The sequence below is a fragment of the Kitasatospora sp. NPDC051702 genome, assembly GCF_040681575.1.
In the GTDB taxonomy this organism is placed as follows: Bacteria; Actinomycetota; Actinomycetes; order Streptomycetales; family Streptomycetaceae; genus Kitasatospora.
Map to the genome: position 1 here is coordinate 66,261 of NZ_JBFAZB010000019.1, position 15,425 is coordinate 81,685.

At 73.4% G+C, this 15,425-nt stretch carries 15 protein-coding genes; 6 read left to right on the forward strand and 9 right to left on the reverse strand.

Going from position 1 to position 15,425, the window contains the following annotated elements:
* Positions 1-104: 104 nt before the first annotated feature.
* Complete coding sequence (locus AB0N04_RS18090) at positions 105-2,357, reverse strand: heavy metal translocating P-type ATPase (RefSeq protein ID WP_360209892.1); 2,253 nt, start codon at positions 2,355-2,357, stop codon at positions 105-107.
* A gap of 382 nt (positions 2,358-2,739) precedes the next feature.
* On the opposite strand from AB0N04_RS18090, the gene AB0N04_RS18095 reads away from it, so the two are divergent.
* Positions 2,740-3,702 carry an ABC transporter ATP-binding protein gene (locus tag AB0N04_RS18095; protein ID WP_360209894.1) on the forward strand — a complete coding sequence of 321 codons (963 nt, stop codon included), beginning with the start codon at positions 2,740-2,742 and terminating at the stop codon, positions 3,700-3,702.
* The gene (locus tag AB0N04_RS18100; RefSeq protein WP_360209896.1) at positions 3,699-5,348 is read left to right on the forward strand and encodes a hypothetical protein; all 1,650 of its coding nucleotides are present in this window, start codon (positions 3,699-3,701) and stop codon (positions 5,346-5,348) included. Before AB0N04_RS18095 ends, AB0N04_RS18100 begins: the two co-directional genes overlap by 4 nt.
* Before the next feature lie 95 nt (positions 5,349-5,443).
* Here AB0N04_RS18100 and AB0N04_RS18105 read toward each other — a convergent pair whose 3' ends face one another.
* The 8 genes from AB0N04_RS18105 to AB0N04_RS18140 form a co-directional block, all read right to left on the reverse strand.
* Positions 5,444-6,157, reverse strand: coding sequence for a VIT family protein (locus AB0N04_RS18105; protein ID WP_360209898.1), 714 nt, complete (start codon positions 6,155-6,157; stop codon positions 5,444-5,446).
* Between the two features lie 110 nt (positions 6,158-6,267).
* Positions 6,268-6,483 carry a ferredoxin gene (locus AB0N04_RS18110; RefSeq protein ID WP_360209900.1) on the reverse strand — a complete coding sequence of 72 codons (216 nt, stop codon included), beginning with the start codon at positions 6,481-6,483 and terminating at the stop codon, positions 6,268-6,270.
* Positions 6,480-7,772: an NADH-ubiquinone oxidoreductase-F iron-sulfur binding region domain-containing protein gene (locus AB0N04_RS18115; protein ID WP_360209902.1), complete on the reverse strand. Its 1,293-nt coding sequence runs from the start codon at positions 7,770-7,772 to the stop codon at positions 6,480-6,482. Before AB0N04_RS18115 ends, AB0N04_RS18110 begins: the two co-directional genes overlap by 4 nt.
* Positions 7,769-8,461, reverse strand: coding sequence for a ferric reductase-like transmembrane domain-containing protein (locus AB0N04_RS18120; RefSeq protein ID WP_360209904.1), 693 nt, complete (start codon positions 8,459-8,461; stop codon positions 7,769-7,771). The genes AB0N04_RS18115 and AB0N04_RS18120 overlap by 4 nt, the downstream gene beginning before the upstream one ends.
* Positions 8,458-9,402 (reverse strand): FAD:protein FMN transferase, encoded by a 945-nt coding sequence (locus AB0N04_RS18125; RefSeq protein ID WP_360209906.1) that lies wholly within the window; start codon positions 9,400-9,402, stop codon positions 8,458-8,460. The genes AB0N04_RS18120 and AB0N04_RS18125 overlap by 4 nt, the downstream gene beginning before the upstream one ends.
* Entirely contained in the window at positions 9,399-9,869 is a 471-nt protein-coding gene (locus AB0N04_RS18130; RefSeq protein WP_360209908.1) for a hypothetical protein, read from the reverse strand. The genes AB0N04_RS18125 and AB0N04_RS18130 overlap by 4 nt, the downstream gene beginning before the upstream one ends.
* 104 nt (positions 9,870-9,973) lie before the next feature.
* Entirely contained in the window at positions 9,974-11,374 is a 1,401-nt protein-coding gene (locus AB0N04_RS18135; protein WP_360209910.1) for a HAMP domain-containing sensor histidine kinase, read from the reverse strand.
* The gene (locus AB0N04_RS18140) at positions 11,371-12,066 is read right to left on the reverse strand and encodes a response regulator transcription factor (protein ID WP_360209987.1); all 696 of its coding nucleotides are present in this window, start codon (positions 12,064-12,066) and stop codon (positions 11,371-11,373) included. Before AB0N04_RS18140 ends, AB0N04_RS18135 begins: the two co-directional genes overlap by 4 nt.
* Positions 12,067-12,369: 303 nt before the next feature.
* Here AB0N04_RS18140 and AB0N04_RS18145 point away from each other — a divergent pair, with 303 nt between their 5' ends.
* From AB0N04_RS18145 to AB0N04_RS18160, 4 genes are all read left to right on the forward strand, one after another.
* Positions 12,370-13,251, forward strand: a complete 882-nt coding sequence (locus tag AB0N04_RS18145) for a potassium channel family protein (RefSeq protein WP_363364736.1) — start codon at positions 12,370-12,372, stop codon at positions 13,249-13,251.
* Between the two features lie 121 nt (positions 13,252-13,372).
* Entirely contained in the window at positions 13,373-13,513 is a 141-nt protein-coding gene (locus tag AB0N04_RS18150; RefSeq protein ID WP_360209914.1) for a hypothetical protein, read from the forward strand.
* A 60-nt stretch (positions 13,514-13,573) separates the two neighbouring features.
* Complete coding sequence (locus tag AB0N04_RS18155) at positions 13,574-13,765, forward strand: hypothetical protein (protein WP_360209916.1); 192 nt, start codon at positions 13,574-13,576, stop codon at positions 13,763-13,765.
* Between the two features lie 275 nt (positions 13,766-14,040).
* Positions 14,041-15,396, forward strand: coding sequence for a site-specific integrase (locus tag AB0N04_RS18160; protein WP_360209918.1), 1,356 nt, complete (start codon positions 14,041-14,043; stop codon positions 15,394-15,396).
* The last annotated feature ends 29 nt before the right edge of the window (positions 15,397-15,425 follow it).

The following is a 15,425-nucleotide window of genomic DNA, read 5'->3' on the forward strand; positions in this document are numbered from 1 at the left end:
CGGGCGGACACGAGGCAGCGGTGGTCGGCAAGGCGGCGGCACTTTGCCACGGGTCCACGGGAGAAGTGCCCCAGCGGGTGGCCTCCGGTCTCGGCGGACGGTGTTCAGGGGACGAGGGAGAAGTAGCTCTCCTCCTCCTGCTGGAAGTGCAGGCGCAGGACGGCGTGGAGTCCGTAGAGGCAGGCGGTGAGGTCGTCGATCTGCTCGGGCCGCAAGTGGCCTTCCTCGTCGGCGAGGTGGAGGTGGGTGGTGATGCGGCGGGCGAGGCGGTCGATCTCGGTGTGGGCGCGGCTCATGGTCTCGGTGGCTTCGGAGCCGCCGAGGCGTCGGGTCAGGGCGGGGTAGAGCTGGTGTTCCTCAGCGTGTTCGTGCGGGAGGAGGCGGTTGGTGAGGAGGCGGTCGATCTCCCGGACGGCAGCGAGGGCGCGTGGGCCGTGTTCGGTGGTGAGCAGGCCGGCTGCTTCGCGGATGGCGTCGAGGGTGTCGCGCAGATCGTCGTGTTCGTCGGCGAAGCGGTGGATGAGGTCTTCGGTGTCGGGTTCGAGCGGCGGGCGGGCGCCGCGGGCGGGCAGCAGGGCCCGCAGGGCGTTGAGGATGACCAGGACGTCGATGGCCTCCTGAAGGAGCGCGCCTGCGGCCGGGGGCAGCAGGCCGAACAGGGCGGCGACCATCGCGAGCAGTGACAGTGCCATGCCGCCGGCGGCGCTCTGGACGGCGATGCGGCGGGCGCGGACGGCGATCTCCATGGCGTCGGAGAGGCGGTCCACTCGGTCGGTGGTGAGGACGATGTCGGCGGCTTCGGAGGAGGCGCTGGAGCCGCGTGCGCCCATCGCCGCGCCGATGTCGGCGGCGGCCAGCGCGGGGGCGTCGTTGACGCCGTCGCCGACCATGAGGGTGACGGCACGGGCGGATTCGGCGCGGACCGCGGCGACCTTGTGGGCGGGTGACTGCCCCGAGCGGACCTCGTCGAGTCCCAGGACGGCGCCTACCTCGCGGGCGGGCTCGGGGCGGTCGCCGGTGAGCATGACCAGCCGGGTCAGTCCGGCTTCGCGCAGCCGTTGCACGGTGTGCGGGGCGTCGTGGCGCAGCGGGTCGCGCAGCAGGACGGCGCCGGCCAGGGTGTCGTCGACGGTGAGCCAGGCGATGGCGGCCCCGTCGAGGACGGCGCGGTTGTCGACCGCCCGCGCCCAGGTGGGGAGGGCTGACGGCGCGAGGTCGCTCTTGCCGACGGTGAGGTGGTGGCCGTCGACGGTCCCGGCGGGGCCGCGTCCGGGCACTTCGGTGCTGTCCCGCGGGAGGGAGAGGGTGAGGTCGCGGGTGCGGGCCTCGTGGACGATGGCCTGGGCCAGGACGTGGGTGGACACCTGGTCGAGGGAGGCCGCCAGGCGCAGTACCTCGGTCGGGGTGCGGCCGGGGGCGGCGGCGACTTCGAGGACGCGGGGACGGCCGGCGGTGAGGGTGCCGGTCTTGTCGATCACCAGGGTGCGGGCCCGGCCGAGGTTCTCCAGTGCCACGCCGTCGCGGACGATGACGCCGCGCCGTGCGGCGCGTGAGAGTCCCGAGACGATGGCGACCGGTGCGGCCAGCAGCAGGGGGCAGGGGGTCGCGACCACCAGGACCGCCACGGCACGCGTGGCGGAGCCGCTCAGCAGCCAGGCCAGGCCGGCGAGCGCGAGGGACAGGGGCAGGAACCAGGCGGCGTAGCGCTCGGCGAGGCGCACGGTGGGTGCCCGCTGTGCGCCGGACTGCTCGGCGAGGCGGACGATCTCCGCATAGGTGCTGTCCTCGGCGGTGGCGGTCGCCGTGATCTCGAAGACGCCGCCGGCGTTGACGACACCGCTGCGCACGGTGTCCTCGACTGCGCGCTCCACCTGTTCGGACTCGCCGGTGAGCACGGACTCATCGAGCACGGCCGTGCCGTCGCTGACCCGGCCGTCGACGGGGACCACGTCGCCAGGGCCGACGACGAGCACGTCGCCGACCGCGACGTCGGCCAGCGGGACGACGGCCACTTCGCGGCCTGTGCGGCGGCGGGCCGAGCGCGGCGCGTGCTCGAGCAGGGCGCGCAGGTCGTGGGAGGCGCGGCGTTCGGCAGCGGCGTCCAGGGCACGTCCGGTGGCCAGCATCAAGGCGATCAGGGCGCCCGCCAGGTACTCGCCCACCGCCAGGGTGCCGACCAGGGCCAGCACCGCGATCAGGTCGACGCCGGCCCGCCCCTTGCGCAGCGCGACCACGACCCAGGCCACCGCCGGAACGACGGCCAGTACAGTGCCGGCGGCCCAGCACAGGTCGGCGGCGGTCTGGCTGCCGGCAAGCCAGGCGATCCCGCCGGCCGCCAGCGCCGCAGCGGTTGCCACGAGCAGACCCGGCTCCAGCCATCGGCGCGCACGTGCAGCCACTGGCCGGGCCTGGTCACGGCCGGTCGTCAGGCTCTCTGCTTCCGGCACGACATCCTCCGGTCTCCCCGGGTAGCGCCGACAGCAGCCGCAACGGCGGCCCGGACCTTCACCTCATCGCGGTACCGCGTCCCGGTACAGGGCCCACCGGCCCACATCGCCTCCCCTCAATGGTCCACTCCGACGGAGGAGGGAGCCACCAGGTGGCCGGCTCTGTGGCCGAACGCCATGGCGGACGGCCGCAGTAGCCGAACGCCGCACTCGAGGGGTCCTTCGCCCGCTGCCCGGTGCCCGCGTCGGGCCGTAGCGTGGAAACGGACCCGCCGAGCCACGGAGGTGCGGGATGGGGAACGCCGCGATACGTACCGAGGGGCTGAGCAAGCGCTTCGGCCGGGTGGTCGCCCTGGACGGCCTGGACCTGTCGGTGGAGGAGGGGGAGATCTTCGGTTTCCTGGGGCCCAACGGGGCGGGGAAGTCGACCACGATCCGGCTGCTGCTCCATCTCATCCGGCCGACCGCCGGCTCCGCGTGGATCATGGGTGTCCCGGTGGCCGACGTGGAGCGGGCCCACGGCCACCTCTCCTACGTCCCGGGCGATGTCTCGCTGTGGCCGCAGCTGACCGGTCTGGAGATCCTCACGTACCTGGGCAACCTGTCCGGCGCCGTCGACCTCGCCTTCCGGGACGAGCTCGTCGAGCGGCTGCGCCTCGATCCGGGCCTGCGGGCGCGCTCGTACTCCAAGGGCAACCGGCAGAAGATCGCGCTGGTCGCGGCGTTCATGACGCGGCCGGACGTCCTGCTGCTGGACGAGCCGACGGCCGGCCTGGACCCGTTGATGGAGGCCGAGTTCCAGGCTCTGGCCCGCGAGGCCGCCGCGCGGGGACAGACCGTCTTCCTGTCGTCGCACATCCTGGACGAGGTCGAGGACCTCTGCCATCGCGTGGCGATCCTGCGTGAGGGCAGGCTGGTCGAGATCGCGGCCCTGGCCGACCTGCGCCGCCTCGGCAGCACGGTCTTCGAAGCCGTCCTGGACGGCCCGGTTCCCGAACTCGCCGATCTGCCGGGCGTGACCGCCGTGGAGCCGACCGACGGCGGCGTGCGGGTGTCGGTGACCGGTCCGCCGGCTGCCGTGCTCGCGCGGCTCGCCGACGCGGGGCTGGTGCGTCTGCGCAGCCGCGAACCGACCTTGGAGGAGATCTTCCTGACCTACTACGAGGCCACCCCCGCCCAGCGCGAAGCGGTCGCCGCCGCTCACGGCTCCAGGCCCGCGCAGGTGAACGACGGCGAAGGAGGCGCGCCGCAGTGACCGCAACCGCAGCCGAGTCCCCCGCGCCCGGGGCCGGCGTTCCGTACGGGCGCGGACGGCGTGCGGAGGTGGCGCTCGCGCGGCTCTCGGCCCGGCTGGTCCGGCGGGGCACGGGCCTGCTGGCCCTGACGGTCGCGGCCTACACAGCGGTCGAGGTCTTCTCCTACCTGGGCACCTATCCCGACGCCGCCTCCCGGGCCAGACTGGCCACGCTCCAGGACAATCCAGCGTTGCGGATGCTCCAGGGCATCCCGCACGCCATCGACACCCCGGGCGGCTTCGTGGCCTGGGACGGCGGCTGGGTCCTGGTGTCCGTCGTGGGGATCTGGGCGCTGCTCACCACCGGGCGGCTGCTGCGCGGCGAGGAGGAGTCCGGACGGGCCGAACTCGTCCTTGCGAGCCCGCTGCGGGCGGGCCGAGCCGTCCTCGTGGACCTTGCGGTCCTCGCCTGCGCCATCACCGTGGTCGGTGCAGCGGTCGCCGTGGTCCTGGCGACAGCAGGGACGGGCGCGGGCGGATCGGTCCTGTTCGGGCTCGCCCTGGCCGGCTTCGCGGCGACCTTCGCGGGCGTCGCCGCGATCACCGCCCAGGCGTTCGAGGTCCGACGGCGGGCGACCGGCGCCGCGGCGGCGGTGTTCGGGCTGATGTTCCTCGTGCGGATGCTCGCCAACAGCAGCGACTCACGTGGCTGGGCGCGCTGGCTCACCCCGTTCGGCTGGATGGACGAACTTCACCCCTACCGGGACCCGCGGTGGCAGGCCCTGGCGGCACTGCTGGCGGTGCCCGTCCTGCTGGGTGCGGTGGCCGTCCGGCTGCGCCGGGCCCGCGACACCGGCGGGGCCCTGCTGGCCGAACCGGACCGCCGGACATCCCGGGCCCGACTGCTGGGCGGTCCGGCCGCGTTCGCCTGGCGCAGCACCCGGGGTGTGCTGATCGGCTGGGTGATCGGTGTCGCGGCCTACGCGTTCGTGATCGGCTCGACGCTCAGGACCGTCACCGATCTCATCGCCGACGACCCGGCCTACCGCAAAGTGCTCCAGGCCCTCGGCTGGGACGCGGCGCAGGCCACGAAGGCCTACCTCAGCATCATGGCCGCACTGATCGGCCTGCTCCTGGCCCTCTACGCATGCTGGCGGATCGGCGCCGCCCGCACGGAGGAGGCCGCCGGACGCCTCGACAACACCCTCGCCCGCCCGGTCTCCCGCCGCCGCTGGCTCGTCGGCCACCTCCTGCTGACGGTGGCCGCAACCATGCTGATCGCCGTGGCCGCCTCGCTGGCGCTGTGGACCGGCACCGCGATCGGCGGAGCGGACGTCGGTATCACCGACACGCTCGGGTCGGTGCTGAACACCCTGCCCGTCGCCGTCCTCCTCACCGGCGTGGCGCTCCTCCTGTACGGCGCGCGGCCGCGCCTGACCGTCGCGGCCTCGGTCGCGGTCGCGGTCACCGCGTACCTCGTCCAGCTGATCGGGCCCGCTCTGCACTGGCCCCGCGGGGTCCTGGACGCGTCCCCGTTCCACCACCTCGCCACCGTCCCGGCCGAGTCCTTCGCCCCGGTCTCCACCGTGGTCATGACCGGGATCGGCCTCGCCCTGATGACGGTCGGCGCCGCCGCCTTCGAGCGGCGCGACCTCACGGGCGCATAGGACCGCCGGAGGCGGTGCCGAGCCGGCAACACGGCGGCCCGACTGGGCCGCGTCGCCGGGACGCTCGGCCGGTGGGACCTCGTCCACCGCTCCGGTCAGACTCCGGAGACGTTGGCGATCTGCCCGACCGCGGCGGTGATGGCCATGGCCAGCCCGCCGCCGAGGACGACACGCAGGGTCGGACGCAGGACGCCGGTCCCGGCGGCGCGGGCAGCCAGAACGCCCGCAACGGCGAGGCCGAGGAGAGTGACGGCGACGATCAGCCACAGCCGGGCGGTGGTGGTGCCGGCGAAGAGGCCGAGGAAGGGGAGGAGTCCCCCGATCAGGAAGCTCGCGGCGGAGGCCAGGGCGGCCTGCAGCGGCCTGGCGGCGGTGTGCTCGCTCTGGCCGAGTTCGTCACGCAGGTGGGCCTGGAGCGGATCGGCCTCGTGGAGGGCGACCGCGACCTGCCGCGCGAGGTCGCCGGGGACGCCGCGGGCCTGGTAGATGGCGGTGAGTTCGGCGAGCTCGGCCTCAGGGTTCTCGGCGAGTTCGCGCTGCTCCCTGGCCCGGTCTGCGGTCTCGACGTCGACCTGCGAGCTGACGGACACGTACTCACCGGCGGCCATCGACAACGCGCCCGCCGACAGCCCCGCGAGGCCGCCGGTGACCACCGTCGAGGTGCTCGCCCCGCTCGCCGCGATGCCCACCATCAGGCTCGCGATGGACACCAGCCCGTCGTTGGCGCCGAGCACGGCGGCGCGCAGCCAACCGGCCCGGCCCGCGCTGTGGCTCTCCTGGTGCGGGTTGAGCATGTCGAAGAAGGTCATGAGTCGGGCGCTCCCGTCGGATCGTCAAGGTCATTCTCGGCGTGCCGGCCGGTGGGCGCATCCGGCTGTCCAGCCTTGGGTGGTGACCGGGGCGGCACGCGGCACGGCGGTCAGGTCTGGGCCCGGTCGGTGTGGAGGGCGAGTCGGGGGCAGGCACGGACGGCGCGCCGGGCGTGGGCGTGGAGGTCGGGTGGGACGGCGGTGTCGTGGAGGACGGGGTAGCCCCATTCGTCGAGGCTGATGAGTTCGGGCAGCAGCTCGGCGCACTGGCCGTGGCCGGTGCAGGCGATGCGGTCGACCCGCAGCAGGGCGAGGGCGGAGGTCATCGCCATTCCCTGATCCGGGCGGTGGGTGGCGCGGGCAGGACCGCCGGGCGGCGGCAGCGGCCGCGGTGGAGGTGGTGATCGACATCGTCGGCGAAGGCGGTCAGGGCACCGACAGCCAGGCGGGCGGCGCCGTCGGGATGGCGGCACGCGCCCCGGCCGGGCAGCAGGCCGACGCGGTGACGCAGCCGTTCCACCTGGTCGGGGGCGGCGTGGCCGTCGGCGAGGGCGGTGAAATCGGCGGCGACGGAAGCCAGGCCGAAGCGGCAGGGCCCGCACTGCTGGGCTCCGTTCGCGGCCAGGTAGGTGAGCATGCGGGCGGTCTCGGTCAGCGGGCAGGCGTCCTGCGGCAGGGCGGTGATGACACCTGCTCCGGGCGCCGCTCCGGCGGGTGCGAGGCCGGCGCGGGTGAAGGGCAGGGCGAGTGCCTGGCCGGCGGGCAGCCAGGTGCCGGCGTAGCCGCCGACCAGGATGGCCTGGAGTGGTTCGGTGGGGCCGCCGGCCTGCTGGAGGAGCGCACCGATCGTGGTACCGGACTCGACTTCGAGGACACCGGGGTCGCGGACGGCCCCGCCGACGGTGATCAGGACGGTGCCCGGGGTTTCGGCGGTTCCGGCTTGGCGGAACCAGTGGGGGCCGTGGCGGGCGATGAGTGCGAGGTGCGCGAGGGTCTCGACGTTCTGGACCAGGGTGGGCAGCCCGTGCACGCCTTTCTCGTGGGTGCGGGGTGGGGATCCGAGCGGGCGGGCCGGGCCGCCGTTCAGCCAGTGGACCAGTGCGGTGGACTCGCTGGTGACGTAGCCGTGCGGCAGCTCCTGGAGGACCACCGGAACGGTGTCGAGGCCGGCCGCACGGCGTTCGTCGATCGCGGCGGTCAGTTCGCGCAGCTGGTGCGTGCGGGTGCGCGGCACGCACAGGTGGACGCGGTCGGCGCCGACGGCCTCGGCGGCGAGTACCGCCCCGTCGAGGACGAGGTGCGGGGCGACGGCCAGGAGGATCTGGTCCTTACGGCTGGCCGGTTCGCTCTCCATGCCGTTGGCGACGACGACAGCACGGCGGCGCTGGGCGGCGACGACGCGCATCTTGCGGCCGGTCGGGAACCCGGCTCCGCCCCGTCCGGTCAGCCCGGCCTCCTCGACGGCCGCGATCAGCGCGGCACCCGGGCGGGGCGCCGCACCGTGGCGTTCCAGGTGATCGGCGAGGTCCGCCGGGCGGCCGGTGGTGTGCCAGGCGTCGAGGAGCCTGGCTGTGCCGGTCGCCTGCTGGAGCGTGCGGGCGGGTGCCTGGTTCATCGGATGCCTCCCAGGGCGGTCAGGGACAGGGCGGCGGCGCGGTGGGACCAGCCGGGCTGCAGCGGCCCGGTGGCCAGGAACGCGGCGACCAGAACGGGCACGACCGCAGCCGCGAGGGCGGCGGTTAGCCGGGGGACGGTACGGCCGGGCCCGGCGCGGTACAGCCGCCACCACACGGCGACGACGACGGTGGCCAGGCAGCCGGCGTACAGCCAGAGTTGGAGCGGCAGGCGGGTGTCGCTTCCGGTGCCGGCGGCGTGGAAGAGGGCGAGCGGCCAGGCGGCGTATGCGAGCCAGTGCACCGCCTTCCAGCGGCCGCGGCCCAGGCGCAGCCGCACGGCGCTGGTGGCCAGGACGGCGAGCAGCAGGTCGAATGCGACGGTGCCCAGGCCCAGCCACAGCGGCCGGTAGGACGCGCCGAACGGGACGACTGCGGCGGCCCAGTCCAGGTGGACGAAGGGGTCGAGGACGGCGGTGGCGATGTGCAGGGCCAGGAACGCCAGGGTGAGCACGGCCAGATTGCGGTGCAGCAGTCCGACCTCGAAGCGGCCGATCCGACGCGGAGCGCCCTTGCCGCCCACCGCGATGCCGAGGACGACGGTCGCGGTGAGCAGCAGCAGGGCGACGGTCCCGCCCGCACGGGTGGCGTACCAGAGCGGGTTGGCAGCGAGGGCGGTGGCGGTGTTCACCGGTGGCCTCCGCTGATCGGGGCCTGGGGCCAGTCGCCGAGGCGGGTTTCGGTGCCGTCGATGTGGACCAGCCGGGCGGGCAGGCCGGTCCGGGTCAGCCAGTCGACGGCTTGGGGGCCGAGAACGATGGCGGCGGTGCTGGCGGTGTTGGCGTCCACGCAGGTCGCGGCGGCGACGGTGGCGGTGCGCCAGTGGGGCGCGGTGGAGCGGCCGGTGGCGGGGTCGACGATGTGGTGCACGGTGCGGCCCGCTCGCCGCCAGGTCCGCACGCCCGTGCCGGAGGTGGCCAGGGCGCCGGAGGTGACGGTGACGACCGGGCCGGGCTCGGTGGAGGCGTGGTCGTCGCAGACTCCGACGGACCAGCCTCCGTTCGGTGCGGGACCGGCGGTGGCGAGGTCGCCGCCGAGGTTGACCAGCACGCCGCCGCCGGTGGCGCGGGCCGCGCGTTCGGCGGCCCGGTCCGCGGCCAGGGCCTTGGCGGTGGCGCCCAGGTCCAGCGTCGTCCCGCGCGGGAGCAGCAGTTTTCGGGCCTGCGGGTCCCACGTGACCTCGCGCCAGCCGGTGGCCGGGCGGGCGACGGGCAGGGGCGTGGCGTCCTCGGGCCGTATGGCGGCGAACGTCCGGTCGTAGCCGATGGCGAGGACGGCCTGCCCGACGGTGGGGTCAACGGCACCGTCGGTCAGTTCGGCGGCGCGCAGGGCGACGGTGAGAGCCTGCGCGAACAGTGCGCTCACTGTGACGGGGGTGCCGGCGCGTGCGTTGACCCGGCTCAGTTCGGAGTCCGGGCGGAACCGGCTGCATGCGTCGTCGATGGCGGCCAGCTCGTAGAGCAGGATCGTTTCGGCATCGGCCAGTGCGCGGTGTTTGGTGGTCAGCAGGGTGGCGGTGGTGCCGAGCGCCGGGAACGAGACGGCCGCCGGGGGGCTGTCGTGGTGCGTCATGAGGCGCCGGTCCGGGTCTGCGGAGCCTGCTGAGCCGGGGCGGGCGGCTGGGTGGGCGGATTGAGGCCGGGCGCGGTGGTGCCGCTGGGGCACGTGGCGGCAACCGGCTGTACTTGGGCGGTGCCCTGCTCGCTGTCGTCCGATGCGCGCTCGCCTTGACCGTCCGCCGCGCGTTCGTCCCCGTCGTCGCTCTCGCGGCGTGTGACGGGTGTGGGTGCGCCGGTCGGGGCAGGGGCCGGCTGGGTGCAGGCGGGGTCGGAGGCAGGCAGGCCTCCGGTTGCGGGGGCGGCGGCGGGCGTGGCCGAAGTCCCGGGCAGCAGCTGGGTGTAGGCAAGGCCGAGGGCGGCGGAGCCCGCGGCAGCCGCGGCGACCGTCCACCGCGTCACGGTGGAGACCCTGCGCATGCCGTGTTCGCGGCGCTGGACAGAGCCGCCTTCGGGCTCGGAATCAGTGTGCGGGTCGGCCATGGTGACCGCTCCTCGTGGTCAGGGTGCGGGTGGTGAATCCACTCACCACGATGCGCGCACGCCTTTCCAGGTCCTGCTCACGGGTTGCTCAGATCTGGTAAAGATCACGGCGAGGTGCTTGTCTCGGGCCCGGCCGTCGGCCCACCCGTCGGGGTGTTGCGCCGCTCCCGCCACCGTGGCAGGTCGAGGACGGCGGTCAGTCCGCCGCCGGGGGTGTCCTCCAGGCGGACGGTGCCGCCGTTGGCGGTGACCAGCCGGTGCACGATGGCCAGGCCCAGCCCGCTGCCGCGGGCTTGCGGGTTGCCGAACCGGTGGAAGGCGACGGCCTTGGCCTCCGGACTCATGCCGGGGCCGTCGTCGACCACCCGCACTCGTACGGTGTCCTGGGCCGGGTCGCTGTCGATCGTGACCGTGCCGCCCTCGGCGACGGCGTCGAGGGCGTTGGCCAGCAGGTTGTCCAGGATCTGCTCCAGGTGGCCGGCGCCGAGTGCGACCGGCCCGGGCGCACGGCACCGCGACCCGAGATGGATGCCGTGTTCCAGGGCCACCGGCTCCCAGGCTGCCGCCCGGTCCTGCACCACCTCGTCCACCCGCACCGCTACCGGCCGTGGCACCGCCTGCTCGGCTCGCGCGACCGCCAGCAGGCCGTCCACCAATCGGGAGAGCCGCGCGACCTCCTCCTGCGCCGAGGCCAGCAGCTCCGGCGCGGCGCCTTCAGGGGCGGCGGCGAGCAGGTCCAGCCGCAGGCGCAGGGCCGTCAGGGGTGTGCGCAACTGGTGGGAGACGTCGGCGACGACGGCCTGGTGGCCGTGGATCAGCGCTTCGGTGCGGGCGGCCATGGTGTTGAAGGTGGCGGCGAGCCTGCGTACCTCCGGCGGGCCGCCCGCGACGGTGGCCCGCTCCCTCAGCTCGCCCTCGCCGAGGCGCTGCGCGGCGGTGTCCAGCGCCGTCAGCGGGCGGCCCACCCACCGCGCCAGCCATACCGACACCAGCGCCGACGCGGCGAGGCCGCCTGCGCCGATCAGCGCGATCCATGCCCACGTGACGGCGATCCGGGTGTCGAGCGGCGCGGTGGACCTTGCCAGTACGACCGCGCCGCCCGGCTGGCGGAAGTCCCCGACCGGTTCGGCGGCCAGCAGGCGGCCCTCGCCCTCGGGCGGCTCCGGCTCGCGGCCCGAGAGCGACTCGGCGGCCAGCTCGCGGGCCTCCGGGCCCTGCGCGGCCGTGCAGGGCGTGCTGGCCACCAGTTGCCCGCCGGCGTCGTAGACGGCTGCGCAGTCGCCCGCCTGCTGAGCCGCGGCGAGGTCCGCGCGCATCGCGTCAGGGGGAAGGTGGTCCGACAGGTACTCCTCGGCGGAGGAGGCGATCACCCGGGCACCGGCCTGCGTCTTGTCCCGGAACGCCACGTGCTCACGCTGTGTGATCGACAGGCCGAGCGGCACCGCCGCCGCCGTCAGCAGGACGAGCGTCAGGGTCAGCAGGGCCAACGCGATCCGGCGGGTCATGGCCGTGACGCCACCTCGCCGAGCCGGAACCCGCGCCCGTAGGCCGTCTCGATAAGTCCCGGGACCGCGAGCTTGCGGCGCAGCGCGGCGACGTGCACGTCGACGACCTTGGTCGGCCCGTACCAGTGGGCGTCCCAGGCGCTCTCCAGGATCTGCTGGCGGGTCACCACCCGCCCGGGATCGGAGGAGAGACAGGCCAGAATGTCGAACTCCTTCGGCGTCAGGGCGACTTCGCGGCCCTCGACGGTGACCCGTCGGGTGCGGGAGTCGATGACGAGCGGACCGTGCCGGACCGGCTCGTGATCGGCCGGGTGAGTGCGGCGCAGGACCGCACGCAGGCGGGCAAGCAGCTCGGCGAGGCCGAACGGTTTGACCAGGTAGTCGTCGGCGCCCTCGTCCAGGGCCAGCACCCGGTCGGCCTCCTCACCGCGGGCCGTGACGGCGATGATCGCCGCATCCGAGCGCTGCCTGAGCCGACGGCACACCTCGACGCCGTCCATGTCGGGCAGACCCAGATCGAGCAGGACCGCATCGGGCGGAGACTGCGCCAAGGCTGCCCGGCCGGTGCCGACACAGTCCGCCGCGTAGCCGACCTGCCGCAGCCCGCGCACGAGCGAGTCCGCGATCACCGGATCGTCCTCCACCACCAGCACCCGCAGGCCCGCCGTGTCTGGCACAACCGCCGTATTCATCACACCGCGCCCGCCTCTCTAACGGCCGATTTACGCGATCCTGCCGCTACAACCAGCATGCCTGCGCCACCGTCGCGGCAGCTTGGGCCACCCAGGCCACCTACCAGCCCTACCCGGTGCTCGCCAGGCAACCGCCGCTGTCGCGCAGCCCATGCCTACAGCTGCCCGACGCTCCCGCCGGGTGCATGACTGTGGTCGTCGCCGGGACGGAATACCTGCGTGGAGGGGTACGGGTCCGTGCGCGCGGCTCCAGCGGTCACGCCTCCCGGCGCGAGAGTCTGACACGCGGCGAAAGGAAGCGGTATGGACTGGCTGGTGACCGTGTCGGGGGCGCTCGTGGTACTCCTCGTTCTGCGGGACGTGTTCCACACACTGTGGCATCCCACCCGCCACGGCGGACTCAGCAGACTCATCATGACAGCCGCATGGCGGCTGACCTCGCACCTCAGCACGCACCGCCGAGCGGCCGGGCTGGCGGGCCCGCTCGCCATGGTCTCGGTCGTGGCCCTGTGGGCGTTCACCGCAGCGATCGGCTGGGCACTCGTCTACTGGCCGCACATGCCGGTGTCCTTCACCTACTCCACCGGCCTCGAGCCCGCCGAACACGCCGGCTTCGTGGACGCGCTGTACGTCTCCCTCGTCAACCTCACCACCCTCGGCCTCGGGGACATCGCGCCGACCGCCGGATGGCTACGCATCGTCGCCCCCATCGAGGCCCTCGTCGGGTTCGCCCTCCTGAGCGCCACCGTCTCCTGGATCCTCGGCATCTACCCGGCCCTCGCCCGCCGACGCGCCCTGGCCCTGCGCCTTTGCCACCTGCGCCGCAGCCACCCCACGACAGGACAGGGCTGGCCGACTGCCGGGGCAAATCTGCTCGACAGCCTCTCCAGGGAAGTCGCCATTGTCTCCGTCGACTTCATGCAGTACGCCGAGTCCTACTACTTCTACGACGGCGACGACCGCACCTCCCTGCCCGCCCAGATCGGCGACGTCGTCGAACAAGCCGACGAAGCTGCGGCCTCCGCACATCCGGAGGTCCGGCACTCCGGTTCGGCACTCAAAGCAGCCCTCGAAGATCTCGCCGCCATCCTCGACGAACGCTTCCTCCACACACACGGCACACCGAAGCAGACATTCGAAGCCTACGGCCGCGACCACGGCCGCCAATCCGGATCCGCAGGCTGAGGTACAACCCAGTCGGGCGCCATGTGACTGGCTGTCCTCGGATGACGGTGGAGTTGACGCCTGCGGTGGAGAGGTGTCTGGGCGCCCTGCCTGCCTCTGCCATTTTCTGCGCCGACTAGACGTGGCCGGGATCGTCGACGACCTGTGCCCGATCCGCGAGGTCGCCCACCCCACCCACGGCCAGGTGATCGAGGTGATGGTCGCCAACCGGCTGTCCGCACCCGCGCCGCTGGTCCGCGTGGGCGATCGGGCCCGGGAATGACGGTGGAGGAGGTCTTCGGCATCGAGCCAAGTACGCCAGGCTCTTGGCCCGGAGCAGACCATGCTCGGCCTCTACCCCGACAACCGCGCCGTCCGCCCCACCGGCCGCGTGATCTTCTACCACCTGGCCGGCCTGACGATCCGGCCCGGCACCGCGACCAGCCCACCCGTCGTCCTCAACCGAGGAGTCCAAGCACACCTGCTCGAACTCCTCAGCATCGACGAAACCCGACCCCGCTGGCTGGAGACCTGAAACCCCACGTGCGAAGTCCGGGGCTGGTACAAGGAATCGACGAAGACCTTAGCGACGACGCCGAAGACCGGAACGACGAAGAGGCCGCGCAGCACAAGAACCAAGAGCCGCGAACGTGGCCGAGCCTGGCCTACAGCTCATCTCCCCTTATCGCCAGCCAAGGGAGACCCACAGGTCAATAGCCATTTTCCGGGGATCGTGGTCGCACAGTGGTCGCCCCAGAGGAGCAGAATGGAAGGCAGAACCCGCGCGCTCGACCTTCCGAGGCGATCACCATGCGCTGCTCACCGAACCCAGGCAAAGACCGAGGACGCGTCTACCGGCGCTGCGGCTGCCGCGACGACCACCGCCGACAGCTCGGCGCCAACTGCCCCCGCCTTGCCGCCGACCCGCACCACGGCACCTGGGTCTTCGCCGTCGACACGCCCTCCCTCGACGGCCACCGCCGCACCATCCGCCGTGCCGGCTTCCCCGACGAGCTCGACGCCCGCATCGCGCTGCGGCGCTTCAACGAGGGACTGGCCCTGTGCGTCGTCACCGACCCCAGGCAGCGCACCGCCGAATACCTGCGGGACTGGCTCGACGAGAAAGAGCTCCGGCTCAAGCCCACCACCATGGCCCGCTACCGCGCCTACGTCGAGCAGGACCTGATCCCCGCCCTCGGGCAGACCCCCCTGGTCGACCTCACCCGCCAGCACCTGCGGGCCTTCGTCACCGACCAGCTGCGCCGGGGCCGCGGCAGGGTCACCGTCCACCGGATCCTGGCCGCCCTCTCCAGCGCCCTTGGCAGCGCCGTCACCGACGAGCGCCTGGCCCGCAACCCAGCCAAGCCACCGCTCCTGCCCCGCCCCGCCTCCGCCCCCAGGCGCCTGTGGACCGAGGAGCAGACCGCGCGCTTCCTGCGCTTCACCCACGTCACCGACCCGCTCTACGCCGACCTCGCCGAACTCATGATCGGCTCCGGCATCCGCAAAGGCGAAGCACTCGCCCTGCACTGGGACGACGTCCACCTGCCCGAACGCGTCTTCTTCATCCGCGCCACCCTTTCCGTCGTCGACAACAACCAGATGCTGCTGACCACGCCGAAAACCAAAGGCAGCAAGGCGTGGGTCGCCCTGTCCGACCGCGTCGTCGACGCCCTCGAAGACCGGGCCGGCACACGAGCGTTCGGCCAGATCACCCCCGCCGGCGGCTACGTCTTCCACCGCCACGGCCGTCCTCTCCACCCCAAGAACGTCCTCGACCATTTCCACCTGCTCTGCGACAAGGCCGGCGTCCCCCGCATCGCCCTCCACGACCTGCGCCACCTCACCGCCAGCTTCGCCACCGCAGCCGGCGTCCCCCTGCCCGTCATCTCCAAGACCCTGCGTCACCGCACCCTGTCCACCAGCGCGAACATCTACACGGACCTGACACTCCTCGCCGCCCGCGCGGCCGTCGACGCCGTCGCCTGGATCCTCAACAACGCCGACCGCGCCGCCCTCGGCCGGCCCGCCTGCCGCGCCCGTCGCCCCTGGCACCAGAACCCACGCCCACACCGGCAACTGCCCGCACACCAGCAGACACGAACAGAAGAACCCTCAGCAGCCTGGCCGATGTGGCCCGGCGACCACCATGCGACCACCAGCTGACTCAACAACAGAAAGAGACGGCACCTGGA

Excerpts from the sequence above, each read along its gene's own strand:
- AB0N04_RS18110 (WP_360209900.1), bottom strand. The coding sequence starts at position 6,483 with ATGACCTCCGCCCTCGCCCTGCTGCGGGTCGACCGCATCGCCTGCACC.
- AB0N04_RS18140 (WP_360209987.1), bottom strand. The coding sequence starts at position 12,066 with ATGAATACGGCGGTTGTGCCAGACACGGCGGGCCTGCGGGTGCTGGTG.
- AB0N04_RS18135 (WP_360209910.1), bottom strand. The coding sequence starts at position 11,374 with ATGACCCGCCGGATCGCGTTGGCCCTGCTGACCCTGACGCTCGTCCTG.
- AB0N04_RS18145 (WP_363364736.1), top strand. The coding sequence starts at position 12,370 with ATGGACTGGCTGGTGACCGTGTCGGGGGCGCTCGTGGTACTCCTCGTT.
- AB0N04_RS18125 (WP_360209906.1), bottom strand. The coding sequence starts at position 9,402 with ATGACGCACCACGACAGCCCCCCGGCGGCCGTCTCGTTCCCGGCGCTC.
- AB0N04_RS18160 (WP_360209918.1), top strand. The coding sequence starts at position 14,041 with ATGCGCTGCTCACCGAACCCAGGCAAAGACCGAGGACGCGTCTACCGG.
- AB0N04_RS18115 (WP_360209902.1), bottom strand. The coding sequence starts at position 7,772 with ATGAACCAGGCACCCGCCCGCACGCTCCAGCAGGCGACCGGCACAGCC.
- AB0N04_RS18105 (WP_360209898.1), bottom strand. The coding sequence starts at position 6,157 with ATGACCTTCTTCGACATGCTCAACCCGCACCAGGAGAGCCACAGCGCG.
- AB0N04_RS18095 (WP_360209894.1), top strand. The coding sequence starts at position 2,740 with ATGGGGAACGCCGCGATACGTACCGAGGGGCTGAGCAAGCGCTTCGGC.
- AB0N04_RS18155 (WP_360209916.1), top strand. The coding sequence starts at position 13,574 with ATGCTCGGCCTCTACCCCGACAACCGCGCCGTCCGCCCCACCGGCCGC.
- AB0N04_RS18130 (WP_360209908.1), bottom strand. The coding sequence starts at position 9,869 with ATGGCCGACCCGCACACTGATTCCGAGCCCGAAGGCGGCTCTGTCCAG.